This window comes from Hyphomonas adhaerens MHS-3 (assembly GCF_000685235.1).
Classification (GTDB): domain Bacteria; phylum Pseudomonadota; class Alphaproteobacteria; order Caulobacterales; family Hyphomonadaceae; genus Hyphomonas; species Hyphomonas adhaerens.
In genome coordinates this window covers 223,521-235,810 of sequence record NZ_ARYH01000003.1, presented here as the reverse complement: position 1 = coordinate 235,810, position 12,290 = coordinate 223,521, and the positions used below count along the sequence as shown (strand labels likewise).

The following is a 12,290-nucleotide window of genomic DNA, read 5'->3' as shown; positions in this document are numbered from 1 at the left end:
CACAAAGTGACCCACCGAACAACCATTTCGTCAACGGCTCCGGCGCCACCGTTTATAAACCAACGTCGTTAGGCCAAAAACGCTAATTAGTACCCAAGATGTCTCGATGGCAAATGAAGCCAAATTGAAGTTTCGGCTCAACGAAACAAGTACGCCGAGCGATCCAATCAAATTCATGAGAAGGTAAATTACACTGCGTGCGCCAACTTTTTCAGTCTGCAGTAAGAAGTAAGCGAGCAAGACGATAGAAACGCCTACAATACCGATAGCGTCATGCAGCACTGAAACGCTCTCCGTAGTCAGGAAATTTCGCCGCATACATCCGGCCAATTCCCACGAGTTCGTCAGTGTGCTCGCCATCCATCGCAATATAGTAATTTAGCTGACTTTGAGGCAGCCACTCGATGCCAACGCGTTCGGGGTTGTTGGCATTGTAAATAACAACTTCTGTATAGAAAGCAAAATACTCCTGCGGAACCAGGTAGAATGTGACCTGTCCACTCTTGAAAGAGTGCAGCTTCCGGTAGCGGTCAATCACATCATAGGAAGACGGTACATCCGGAACGAAGTAGACATATTTCAGACCAGCATTGAGATTTGAACGCACGGCTTGAAAAATTTCGCCAGCCTGATCCAGATCATTGTGGAGCTTTCTCGTGAATACCCAAGTCTCACTCGATCCGACCTCAAGCGCACGAATGTATTTGTCATTTACGATCCATCCCATGTGCTGAGCGTTGATGAACTCTTTCATGTCGGCAATTCGGTCTTCAAACTCTTCTTTGCGCCCAATCCGAAAGAAGAGTGCGCTGACCAAAATGGATGAAAAAAGTAGGACCGCCACGCCCAGAGCGGACCAAACGAAAATACGAGAATTGAAATCAGATTGAACAGTGCTGTACACCAGCGCGACCACCATCGCCGCTGCGTAGTAGAGCGAGATCGTGATTGGATGCCGTATTACTTGATTGATCCATCCAGTTTTGGTGCTGCTGCTGGAGCTCCCGATTTCCATTGATTTCAATCCCCGTCCTACTTCTAGTTACATTTTAACCGCTCATCGACCAGCAAGTCGACCACTAATGCCTCTCCGCTACTCGTGATCGGCGAGCGTGGTTTTCTTCGTCGAGAATTTTGCCAATTCAAGTGGGGCATTCATCTTCGAAGTCCGGGCTCACTCGAGCTGGCAGGATGGGTTGAGCGAAGCAATGCCTACCAAACCACATGTATCTCTGATGGGTGTCGACAGCGCCTCAACCCACGCTGCAGTTCGCGCGGCGGCTGACTCGAGGCTCTCGAATAGTTCAGATCCACCCACCTGCCGCAAGGTGAGACTTCCTGCTCCGTTGCCTGTGGTCCGGAAGCCGCGCAGAGTGGTTTCAGAGATCAGAGGCAACAGAGGAAACGGACCATGACCGAGCTGAATACCGAGCTTTTCGACCTGACCATGTCGGAGAAGGCGAAGCCGCTTTTCGAGCGGGTGAAAAAGCACCTCGAAGAGAATGTCGCGCCCTGGCAGGAGGAGTTCGCGGCCCTGAACAAGGAGAAGGAAGACCGCTGGACCTGGCATCCGCGCCAGCTGGAGCTGCTGGAAGCGGCCAAGGCCAAGGCGCGCGAAGCGGGGCTGTGGAACTTCTTTCTGCCGGATGCCGAGACGGGCGTGGGGCTGAGCAATCTCGACTATGCCTATATCGCGGCGGAGCTCGGCAAGTATCCGCAAGGTTCGGAAACGCTGAACTGTTCGGCGCCGGACACGGGCAATATGGAAGTGCTGGAACGGGTCGGCACACCGGCACAGAAGGAGAAGTGGCTGGAGCCGCTGCTCAATGGCGAGATCCGCTCCGCCTATGCGATGACCGAGCCGGGGGTCGCCTCATCCGACGCCAAGAACATCTCCACCACCGCTGTGCTGGACGGGGATGAATGGGTCATCAATGGTGAGAAATTCTACATCTCCGGCGCGGGCGATCCGCGCTGCAAGATCATGATCGTCATGGTCAAGACGGACCCGAACGCGGAAGCCTCGAAACAGCAATCGCAGATCCTCGTGCCGATGGACACGCCCGGCGTGGAAATCCTGGGCGGTATGGAAGTGATGGGCGAAGACCATGCCCCGCGCGGCCACATGCATCTGCGGTTCGATAATGTTCGTGTGCCGAAGGAGAATGTGCTGCTGGGCGTCGGGCGCGGCTTCGAGATTTCGCAGGTGCGGCTTGGGCCGGGCCGTATCCACCACTGCATGCGCTCCATCGGCAAGGCAGAGATCGCGCTGGAGCTGATGATCAAGCGCGCCGGCACGCGCGAAGCCTTCGGCAAGCCGATCGCCAAGCTCGGCAAGAACCTCGAAGTGATCTCGCGCGCCCGGATCGAGATCAACGCCATGCGGCTTGCCGTGTTGCAGGCGGCCAAGGCCATGGACGTGCTCGGCAACAAGGAAGCGCGGGTCTATGTCAGCGCGGTGAAGGCGATGGTGCCTGAGAAGGTCTGCCTGATCATCGACCAGGCGATGCAGATGCACGGCGCGGCGGGCATGTCGCAATGGTTCCCGCTGGCCGGCATGTATGCCGACATGCGCCACCTGCGCTATGCCGACGGGCCGGATGAGGTGCACCACATGGTGGTGGGCCGCGCCGAAGTGCAGAAGCACGGCCTCTGGTAAGCGCTGCGATTTCCGGTGTCGGAGGTGGGCGGGGCCTTAGTGGAACCGCTCGTCTTTCGATGCCGGGGCCGCTTCGACACGGGTGGCTTCGCCGTCCGGGCCGATTTCCCAGCCGGGATAGACTTCGGCGAAGGTCCTGAACATCTCCGCCAGCGGAAGATCGAGATAGCTGCCCCGCTCGCGGACATATTCCATATGTCGCCGGCCGGACTCGTCGAAGGGGTGCATCAGCGCGCCCTCGACGGGGTCGAACTCCAGTGCCTTCACGCCGAACCGGTCGCAGAGCTCCTTGTTGAACGCGGTCGACAGTTTCACCCAGCGGCCATCCAGCCAGAGCTCGCTATAGCCGTGCCAGGCGAAAAGGTCGGTGCCCATCGTCTCGGTGAGCTTCTCGCTGGTCAGGTGATTGCGGACATCGGCAAAGCCGAGGCGCGCCGGAATGCCGGAGGCGCGCGCCATCGCGGTCAGGACAATCGATTTCGGAACGCACCAGGTGGCGGTTTCGCCCAGAATGTTGCTCGCCTTGAACGCCTCGCGCTCCGTGGCGAGATTGTAGGGGTCATAGCGGAAGCCGTCTCGGACGGCGTAGAACAGGCGTTCGGCAATTTGCACATCATCCGTGGCCCCATCGGCGAGGGTGCGGGCTTTCGCGATGATCGCCGCGTCATCGCTATCGACAAAATAGGTCGCCTGAAGTGCGTCGTCCTGTTCCGACATCGTGCTCGCTCCGGTCCGCCATGGCTGGTCTCAAGGCAGATGGTAGCAACGCAACGCGCCGCGTAAATTGTGCCGTCGCGTCACCTGCGCCGACGCAACCCCGGCTTATTCGCTGCCTTGCCCGTTACCCCCGTGCCGCCGTATGGGGGTTTGCAGTGTTTACGCCGCACTTTATCAATTGGTGCGTTCTACTTTAAGGTTGGGCCGGTCCGATCGGGTGAGACCATCCCGTCCGGCCCACAACAGGGACTCCCGCTCATGAAATTGCTTCGTTCATCCTCGGCTCTGCTCATGGCGGCCGGTCTGCTGTTTGGAGGTCTGACCGCGTCAGCGCAGGACGCAGCGCCGGTCACGCCGATGACGCCCGACGTCATTGAAAGCTACGACCCGGTCCTGCCGTCGGCAGACTTCATCCGCCGGGAAGTGATGGTGCCGATGCGCGACGGGACGAAGCTCTACACCGTGATCGTGATGAAGAAAGGCACGAAGAACGGCCCCATTCTCCTGTCCCGCACGCCCTATGATGCCTATGGCGACGTCCACCGCGTTCCCAGCCAGCGGATCGTCGACATCCTGCCGGCGATGGACATCGAGTTCGCCGAAGATGGCTATATCCGCGTTTATCAGGATATCCGGGGCCTTCATCGTTCCGAGGGCGAGTTTGTTCTGAACCGGCCGCTTTCCGGCCCGCTGAACGATACGGGGATCGACGAGGCGACGGATGCCTATGACACGATCGACTGGCTGTCGAAGAATGTGCCGGAGTCGAACGGCAAGGTCGGAATCATTGGCTCGTCCTACCTCGGGTTCACGGCGCTTATGGCGACGATCGATCCGCATCCGGCGCTGAAAGCTGCCGTCGCGGAGAGCCCCATGGTGGATGGCTGGATCGGCGACGACTGGTTCCATAATGGCGCCTTCCGGGTGAGTTCGCTCGAATTTGCCCTCTGGATGGCCGTCAACAAGGGCGCAGGCGGGGGCGGCCTCGCCCTTGGGGCGGGCGACCAGTATACGCGCTATCTTGAGGCTGGCTCCGTTGCGGACTTTGCGAAATCGGTCGGCATCACGCACGTGCCGGGTGTCCGCAAGTTCCTTGAAAATCCTGCCTATACCGATTTCTGGTCCTTGCAGGCCGTCGACAAATGGCTTGCTGCCCGGCCGCTGAAAGTGCCGACCATGATCGAACTGGGCCAGTGGGACCAGGAAGACAGCTATGGCGGCCCTGCGGTCTACCGGGCGCTGGAGCCGAAGGACAAGAACAACGACATGGTCTCGCTGGTGATCGGCCCATGGCGTCACTCAGGTGCCAACCATTACGGCTATGAGCTGGGCGATCTGACCTTCACGGGAGATACGGCCAGAGAGTGGCGTGTGAAATATGTGAAGCCTTATTTCGATCACTGGCTGAAGGGCGCGCCGAAACCGAACACGCCGCCGGTGCTGACCTATGCGACCGGCATCAATGAATGGCAGGAATCCCCGCGCTGGCCGATGGGCTCGTCGAAACCGCTGTATCTTTCAGCCGATGGCGCCGCCAGCTTCGACAAGCCGGCAAAGGCCGGACATGACGACTATGTCAGCGACCCGGCGCATCCGGTGCCCTTCATTCCGCGCCCGATCGACATGAGCGACGCTGACCAGTGGAAGCCGTGGCTGGTGCATGACCAGCGTTTTGTGTCGGATCGTCCAGACGTCGCCGTCTGGGAGACGGAACCGCTCGAGGAGGCCGTCCACATCATGGGTGCTCCGGAAGTTGAGCTGTTCGCCTCGACAACCGGGACGGACAGCGACTGGGTGGTGAAACTGATCGACGTCTATCCGAACGACGTGCCTGAGCCGGCAATCCAGGGCAGCAAGCCGCCCATGCCTGGCTTCGAACTGCCGATCGGCATTGAGATTTTCCGCGGTCGTTATGTCGACAGCCTGGCAGAACCCGTTGCGCTGAAGCCGGGTGAAGTCGAGCATTACAAATGGTCGCTTCCCAATGTCGATCACGTCTTCCTGCCGGGCCACAAGATCATGGTGCAGGTGCAGTCGAGCCTGTTCCCGCTCTATGACCGCAATCCGCAGACCTTCGTCGACAACATCATGTATGCGAAGCCGGAAGACTATCAGAAGGCCACGCAATCGATCTGGCATGGCGGCAAATCCGCCAGTTCCGTGGTGTTGCCGGTCGTCGAGTAATCGCAAAGCCGGGGGGCGGCCTGTCCGGGGCGCCCCCTGGTCATTGATCCTTATGGCCTAGTAGGCGCGGCTGACGCAGAAGTCGGCGAGGTCGATGAGCGCGTCGCGGTAGGGCGAGTCCGGCAGCGGACGCAGGGCGCCCTTGGCCATGCCGGCATAGGCTTCGGCTTCCTGCACGGTGGCCTCGGCGGCGCCGGTGGCGCGGATCAGGTGCACGGCGTGGGCAAGGTCTGCGTCTTCCTGCGTATCCGGGTTCATCGCACGGTCCCAGAAAGCGCGATCTTCATCAGAGCCGCGGCGTTTCGCAATGATTACCGGGAGGGTGATCTTGCACTCGCGGAAGTCGTCGCCGACCGACTTGCCGATGACAGACGTGGTGCCGCCATAGTCCAGCACATCGTCGATGATCTGGAAGGCGAGGCCGAGATTCTTGCCATAGGTCGCGAAGGCATGGGCAAATTCGTCGCCGCCCGCGGACATGGCGCCGGATTCGGCGGCCGCCTCGAACAGGGCGCCGGTCTTGGCCTCGACAATGGCGAGATATTCTTCGGTCGGCATGTCCCGCGCATTCATCGCGGCCAGCTGGCGCACTTCGCCTTCGGCAATCGTGGTGGAGGCCGTGGCCAGCTTGTCCAGGATGTCCAGGCTGCGGGTTTCGACCAGCAGGTTGAAGGCGCGGGCGAACAGGAAATCGCCCACCAGGATGGAGGCGCTGTTGCCCCAGATCGCCTTGGCGGCGGGCTTGCCGCGGCGCAGGTCACTCTCGTCGACGACATCATCGTGCAGCAGGGTGGCAGTGTGGATGAACTCCACAGCGGCCGCGAGGACGTGGGTGGCGTTGTTCGGTTTGCCGACCGCATGGGCGGCTATCAGGGTCAGCATCGGGCGCAGGCGCTTGCCGCCGGCCGAGACGATGTAACCCGAGAGATCCGGAATGACGGCAACAGGGCTGGCCGCGCGGTCGATGAGGATTTTCTCGACTTCCGCGAGATCGCCGGCCACCAGGGCCTGCATACGGTCCACCACCGAGCCGGAGGCAGACTTGCCTTTCGGTTTGGGGGACAGGGTCAAACGGAGCACTCCGGAATTGTCGCAGACAGGTGCAATTAGGCTTAAGCGAGCGGAGAGGCAAGAACGACGTGGCACCGGGCCGCAGCATATCTGCGCAAATTGGCGTGATCATGGAAAGACTGGCGGACCAAAGGGCTTGCAGGTTAGATTGCAGGCATGAAGCGTCTCCTCATGTGTTCCGCGATCGTGTTGGTGGCAGCCTGCGCCAGCACGTCCACCTACGGGCCCGCCGCCAAGTCTGGCGCCATGGGCTATGAATCCCTGCAGATTGAGAACGACCGGTTCCAGGTGTCCTACACCGATACGGACGCGGCGAAAGCGCGTGACCGGGCCTTGCTGCGCGCGGCAGAAGTGACGATGGAGCAGGGCAAGGAGTGGTTCGAAGTGACCAGTTCCTACTCGTCCGACGAATCGGCGCGCGCCAGCGGCAGCCGGACATCCGTCAGCATTGGCGGATCGACCGGCTCCTATGGCCGTTCCAGCGTTGGGGTGGGCGTCGGCATCGGCTTTCCGCTGGGCGGCACCAGCAGCAGCGGCAAGGTGACCGAAGTGCTGGAGATCAAGGTCGGCTCGGGCGAAAAGCCAGACCGTCCGAACGTCTATGACGCCCGGTCGGTGGACATAAACCTCCGGGGTTCGGCGACCTCCTGATGGAAGAGGTTTTCAGGACCAACGACCTGATCAAGCTGAGCTATGTGGAGCATCTGCTACAGGAAGCGGGCATCGATTATTTCGTGGCCGACCAGCATATCTCGGCCGTGGAGGGCAATATCGGCGCCTTCCCGCGCCGGGTCATGGTGCAGGAAGCCGTGAAGGAGCATGCGCTGGCGGCGCTGGCCGGGGTCGATAAGGGATGACGACCGAAGACACGGTCTATCAGGGCCGCGTGCACCTGGTTCAGCCGGAGCAGGGCTTCCGGGCGGGCACCGATTCGCTGCTGCTGGCCGCCGCGCTCGCCTGCCGGCCGGGCGGCGAGGTGCTGGAAATCGGCTGCGGTTGCGGCGGGGCCCTGCTGCCGGCGGCCTATCGTATGGACGACGTCCGGCTGACCGGGCTGGACCTCGACATGACCATGGCGGACTTAGCCCGCACGGGCGCCGACCGTAACGGATTTGCCGGCCGGGTGACCGTGGAGACCGGCGAAGCCTCCGGCTGGGTCCGCGCCCATGAGAACCGGTTCGACCTCGTCTTCGCCAATCCACCTTATTTCGAGCCGGGGCGCATCTCCGCGCCGGGCGAGGGAAAAGCGGACGCCTATATCGAGACGCTGGACCTTGCCGGCTGGATCAAGGCCATGGCGTTTGCGGCAAAGCCCCGCGCGCCGCTGGTGATGATCCACCGCGCCGCGGAGCTGGCCCGGATCCTCGCCACATTCGACCGGCAAACGGGGGAAATCACCGTGCTGCCGATTGCGTCGAAGCCGGGCGAGGAGGCGCGGCGCGTGCTGGTACGTGGCCGCAAGGGGCTGAAGCGCGGGCCGGTGCGCCTGCTGGCGCCGCTGGTCACCCACCAGTCGGATGGGTCGCCCAGCCCGGCGCTGGAAGCGGTCCGCCGGGGTGAACCAATCGCCTGGTAGGGCCTTGTCTGGACTTGTGCTACCGTGATCCGGTCCCACCTTAAGCCTGAGGCAGGCAAAGGGGGCAGGGAGGAGCATTGAAGTGTTCGGCATCTTGTTCTGGAGTTTCCTGGTGATCGGCCTGATCGTTGCGGGATTGGGCTTTACCAGCGTGTACCGGCGGCGGGATGACCGCGACGGGCGCTACTGAGGAGACGGACCCTTGTTTGCAGCCCTGTTCTGGTTGTTTCTTCTCAGCGGCATTTTCGTCGCCATGATGGGCCATTCCGGCTTTTACCGCTTCGTCACCGGCCGCGATGGCGGATCCATGGACGATCCGGACTCCCGTGGCTGTTTCTGAGCAAACGCCCGCGCTTGCGCCCCTGCGCCAGCGGGGCTAGTCCGGCAGGGAAATTTTCCAACGGAACCAAGCCATGTCCGCACCCAAGGCAGAAGCCAAGCCGAAATCCTTCCAGGACCTGATCCTGACGCTTCAGAATTACTGGGCAGAGCAGGGCTGTGCCGTCCTGCAGCCTTACGACATGGAAGTCGGCGCCGGGACGCTGCATCCGGCCACTGTGCTGCGCGCGCTGGGCCCGAAGAACTGGCGGGCGGCTTACGTCCAGCCGTCGCGCCGTCCGAAAGACGCGCGCTATGGCGAGAACCCGAACCGCCTCGGCCACTATTACCAGTTCCAGGTCATCCTGAAGCCGAACCCGGACAACCTGCAGGACCTTTACCTGACCAGCCTCTACAAGATCGGCATCGACCCGACCGTCCACGACATCCGCTTTGTCGAGGACGACTGGGAGAACCCGACCGTCGGCGCCTGGGGCCTTGGGTGGGAAGTCTGGTGCGACGGGATGGAAGTCAGCCAGTACACATATTTCCAGCAGGTCGGCGGCCTCGATGTGCGCCCGGTTTCGGGTGAGCTGACTTACGGCCTCGAACGCCTCGCCATGTATGTGTTCGGCGTCGATAACGTCTATGACCTGCCGTACAATGATCCGGACTCTGAGGTTCCGCTCAGCTATGGTGATGTGTTCCTCGAAAACGAGAAGCAGCAGTCGGCCTTCAACTTCGAATTTTCCGATGTCGAGATGCTGAAGCGCTGGTTTGCCGATTGCGAGAACCAGTCGAACGCCCTGCGCGCCGCCGGCAAACCGCTGCCCGCCTATGACTATGCGCTGAAGGCCAGTCATACTTTCAACCTGATCGACGCCCGCGGCGCGATCAGCCCGACCGAGCGGCAGGCCTATATCGGCCGGGTCCGTGACCTCGCCCGCGGCGCCGCCGAACAATGGGCCGAGCAGGAAGACGCGCGGGCCGGGGGATGAAGGCGCCGGGTCTCTTCCTGGCACTGGCCCTGATCGCTGCTTGCAGCGGGGAACGTGTTGCCGAGGAAGGCCCGCCACCTCTCTACAAATACAACGCAATGAAAGAGGCCGTCGCGGAAGCCCGGCAGACGCTGCCCGTTTTCTGGGACGCGCTTCAGTCCGGCGATCCGGCCTATTCCGATTTCGCGCTGAACGTGACGACCTCCTCGGACCGCTACACCGAAGAACATGTCTGGCTGGCCGATATCCGTCAGGTAAATGACGCGCACTATGCGGGCGTCGTTCCCGAGGACCATGAGATCCGCGACGGGTTGGAAGCCGGCGACATGATTGCCTTCCGGCCGGAGCAAATCGCCGACTGGCGCTTCCGGGAGGACGGGAAATTCCGCGGGGCCTACACGACCCGCGCCATGATGAATTTGGCGCCCGACGCCAAAATCGATAACATCCGGGCCATGTTCCACGACTCGCCGGTGCCTTAGGCCCGGAGAGGATCGCAATGGCGGAGGCTGTACATGTCCGGAGACCCTGAAATCGGCGGGCGTGAGCCTGTGGCTGTCGAAGTCGAAGAAGGCAAGATCTACTGGTGGTGTGCCTGTGGGCGATCGAAGACCCAGCCTTTCTGCGATGGCAGCCACAAGGGCACGGAATTCGTCCCGCAGGGCTGGGAAGCGTCGAAAACCGGCAAGGTCTTCCTCTGCGCCTGCAAGCGGACCGGCAAGAGCCCTCTGTGCGACGGCAGCCATAACAAGCTTTGATTTGGTCCATAGCGGGCGTCGGGGTAACCTCTCTTTCGTGGGAGGAATTCAGATGTTCCGGACGGTCTGCCTGCTGTTGATCTCGGCCTGCCTTGCGCAGATGGCGGCCGCGCAAACCAATCGCGCCCTGATTGTCGGGGTCGGCGATTATGCCGAACTGACAGATTTACGGAAAACGGTCGGCGATGCGAACGGCTATTCCAGCGTGTTTGCCGATGATCTGGGCTTCGAGGTCACCCGGCTGATCAACCCGGATACCGATACATTCCTGGAACAGTTCGATGCGTTCCTGCAGACGATCGAGCCGGGCGACCGGGTGGCGTTCATCTTCTCGGGGCATGGCTGGTCGGATGGCGGGAAGAATTATCTCGCCCTGACGGACGCCCCTTATCACAGCTCGCTGCTGGGCCTGCGCAAGCGGACGATTTCGCTGAGCGATGAAGTTCTCGACGAAATCCGGGCGCAGCAGCCGGAAATGGTGTTCGCGGTCATCGATGCCTGCCGGGACAATCCGTTCGACACAGGCACGCGCAGCATGACCAAGGGCATGGCGCGCACCGGCATCACCTCCGACACGCTGGTTGTTTATGCCGCTGGGGCCAACCAGATGGCGCTTGACCGGCTGAGCCCCGACGATGATGTGCCGTATTCCGTTTTTACCCGCAGCCTGTTGCCGAAACTGAAGGATCCGAACTTTCCGCTGTCGTTCGCCGTTGGGGAAGCCAGTGAGGAAGTGTCCGAACTCGCCGCATCTGTGGAGCACACGCAGAAGCCGGCGATTTATTCCGATGTGGATCCCCGCTTCTGCTTTTCCGGCGAGTGCCAGTTCGGTGAACTGGATCAGGAAGAGAAGGACTGGATCTACATTTCCAGCGCCGGTTACGTGCAAATGGACGTCTGTTCCAAATACAGCCAGCACCTCAAGAAATATCCGGACGGCAAGTTTGCTGCGGTTGCCGAGCGTTACCTGTCGAACCCGCCCTGCGCGCTGGAGCGGCTGAAGCTCAAATCTGCGTCCTGGTATGCCGACCTTCAGGGCCACACCGACGAAATCTACGGCCTGGACTACGGCCCCAGCGGCCGGTTCCTGGCCAGCGCATCAGCGGACAATACGGCGCGGATTTGGGTGGTGGGCATGTCCCCGGCGGAGTTTGGCGAACTGTCGGTGCTGGAGGGCCATACCGAACCTGTCCTGTCCGTGCAGTTCAGCCCGGACGAGGAATATGTCGTGACGGCGTCCCAGGACGACACGGCCCGGATCTGGCGGTCGACGGGCGGAGACCCGGTGCAGGTGCTGAGCGGCCACACAGGGGACGTCTCCTTTGCCGATTTCAGCCCGGATGGCGCGCGCGTGGTCACCGCGTCCTATGATGGCACCGTCAGGGTGTGGGAGGTCGCGACGGGGGAGGAAGCTTTCCGGATCGACACGCATTCGGCGGCTGTACGCTCCGTTCACTACAGCCCGCTGGGGAACCGGCTGCTGACCGCGTCGAATGACGGCACGGTGCGGCTGTTCAATTCCAGCGATGGCTCGCTGGTTCGTACGATCGAGTCCGGCCCCGTGCCGGCGACCTATGCTGAGTCCGACGCCAATGCCGACCGGGTGCTGGTGGCCTCCGCCGACGGCATGGCGCGTATCTGGCGGGAGTCCGGCGACCCGGTTGTGCTGGAAGGCCATGACGGCCCCTTGTGGAATGCCGCGTTCAGCCCCGATGGCGAAATGGTGGTCACCAGCGCGGATGACCTGTCCGCCCGGCTGTGGGACGCCCGGAACGGCGCGATGCTGGCCAAAATCCAGGACCTCGGCGCCTTCGGGGCGAACTGGGCTGTGTTCTCGCCGGATGGGCAGATGGTCGCCGCCGCGATGAAGGGCGCACACCTCCAATTATGGAAACTGACCTTCGAGACGGAGTTCGTGCCGGAGGAAAGCGCCGAGCCGTCGCCCTGAGGCCTGCCGCCGAACTGCAGGATCAGCGCTTGACCCATGTGCGGGCGCCTGTAAGCCGTGG

At 61.7% G+C, this 12,290-nt stretch carries 14 protein-coding genes; 10 read left to right on the top strand and 4 right to left on the bottom strand.

Annotated features, from left to right (window positions below):
- Positions 1 to 30: 30 nt before the first annotated feature.
- Together HAD_RS18890 and HAD_RS15415 are read right to left on the bottom strand one after the other, a co-directional pair.
- Positions 31 to 318: a CBU_0592 family membrane protein gene (locus tag HAD_RS18890; RefSeq protein ID WP_084332004.1), complete on the bottom strand. Its 288-nt coding sequence runs from the start codon at positions 316 to 318 to the stop codon at positions 31 to 33.
- Positions 272 to 1,015, bottom strand: coding sequence for a hypothetical protein (locus HAD_RS15415; protein ID WP_035573310.1), 744 nt, complete (start codon positions 1,013 to 1,015; stop codon positions 272 to 274). The genes HAD_RS18890 and HAD_RS15415 overlap by 47 nt, the downstream gene beginning before the upstream one ends.
- Positions 1,016 to 1,411: 396 nt before the next feature.
- On the opposite strand from HAD_RS15415, the gene HAD_RS15410 reads away from it, so the two are divergent.
- Positions 1,412 to 2,659, top strand: a complete 1,248-nt coding sequence (locus tag HAD_RS15410) for an acyl-CoA dehydrogenase family protein (RefSeq protein ID WP_035573297.1) — start codon at positions 1,412 to 1,414, stop codon at positions 2,657 to 2,659.
- 36 nt (positions 2,660 to 2,695) lie between these two features.
- Here HAD_RS15410 and HAD_RS15405 read toward each other — a convergent pair whose 3' ends face one another.
- Positions 2,696 to 3,376, bottom strand: a complete 681-nt coding sequence (locus tag HAD_RS15405) for a transglutaminase-like domain-containing protein (RefSeq protein WP_035573295.1) — start codon at positions 3,374 to 3,376, stop codon at positions 2,696 to 2,698.
- 258 nt (positions 3,377 to 3,634) lie between these two features.
- Here HAD_RS15405 and HAD_RS15400 point away from each other — a divergent pair, with 258 nt between their 5' ends.
- A complete protein-coding gene (locus tag HAD_RS15400) occupies positions 3,635 to 5,560 on the top strand; it encodes a CocE/NonD family hydrolase (protein ID WP_035573292.1) in 1,926 nt (641 codons plus the stop codon).
- A gap of 57 nt (positions 5,561 to 5,617) precedes the next feature.
- Here HAD_RS15400 and HAD_RS15395 read toward each other — a convergent pair whose 3' ends face one another.
- A complete protein-coding gene (locus tag HAD_RS15395) occupies positions 5,618 to 6,574 on the bottom strand; it encodes a polyprenyl synthetase family protein (RefSeq protein ID WP_199285856.1) in 957 nt (318 codons plus the stop codon).
- Positions 6,575 to 6,787: 213 nt separating this feature from the next.
- Between HAD_RS15395 and HAD_RS15390 the strand changes: the two genes are divergently transcribed.
- The 8 genes from HAD_RS15390 to HAD_RS15360 all read left to right on the top strand — a co-directional run bounded on the left by HAD_RS15390 (position 6,788) and on the right by HAD_RS15360 (position 12,229).
- Entirely contained in the window at positions 6,788 to 7,282 is a 495-nt protein-coding gene (locus HAD_RS15390) for a CC0125/CC1285 family lipoprotein (protein ID WP_035573290.1), read from the top strand.
- The gene (locus tag HAD_RS15385; protein ID WP_035573287.1) at positions 7,282 to 7,488 is read left to right on the top strand and encodes a putative signal transducing protein; all 207 of its coding nucleotides are present in this window, start codon (positions 7,282 to 7,284) and stop codon (positions 7,486 to 7,488) included. The genes HAD_RS15390 and HAD_RS15385 overlap by 1 nt, the downstream gene beginning before the upstream one ends.
- Positions 7,485 to 8,207: a tRNA1(Val) (adenine(37)-N6)-methyltransferase gene (locus HAD_RS15380; RefSeq protein WP_035573285.1), complete on the top strand. Its 723-nt coding sequence runs from the start codon at positions 7,485 to 7,487 to the stop codon at positions 8,205 to 8,207. Before HAD_RS15385 ends, HAD_RS15380 begins: the two co-directional genes overlap by 4 nt.
- 202 nt (positions 8,208 to 8,409) lie before the next feature.
- Positions 8,410 to 8,547 carry a hypothetical protein gene (locus HAD_RS18630; RefSeq protein WP_156942307.1) on the top strand — a complete coding sequence of 46 codons (138 nt, stop codon included), beginning with the start codon at positions 8,410 to 8,412 and terminating at the stop codon, positions 8,545 to 8,547.
- A gap of 73 nt (positions 8,548 to 8,620) precedes the next feature.
- The gene (locus HAD_RS15375; protein ID WP_035573282.1) at positions 8,621 to 9,523 is read left to right on the top strand and encodes a glycine--tRNA ligase subunit alpha; all 903 of its coding nucleotides are present in this window, start codon (positions 8,621 to 8,623) and stop codon (positions 9,521 to 9,523) included.
- Positions 9,520 to 10,005: a DUF2314 domain-containing protein gene (locus tag HAD_RS15370; protein WP_035573280.1), complete on the top strand. Its 486-nt coding sequence runs from the start codon at positions 9,520 to 9,522 to the stop codon at positions 10,003 to 10,005. The genes HAD_RS15375 and HAD_RS15370 overlap by 4 nt, the downstream gene beginning before the upstream one ends.
- Before the next feature lie 33 nt (positions 10,006 to 10,038).
- Entirely contained in the window at positions 10,039 to 10,281 is a 243-nt protein-coding gene (locus HAD_RS15365) for a CDGSH iron-sulfur domain-containing protein (protein ID WP_035573277.1), read from the top strand.
- Between the two features lie 52 nt (positions 10,282 to 10,333).
- Positions 10,334 to 12,229 (top strand): caspase family protein, encoded by a 1,896-nt coding sequence (locus tag HAD_RS15360; protein WP_035573274.1) that lies wholly within the window; start codon positions 10,334 to 10,336, stop codon positions 12,227 to 12,229.
- The last annotated feature ends 61 nt before the right edge of the window (positions 12,230 to 12,290 follow it).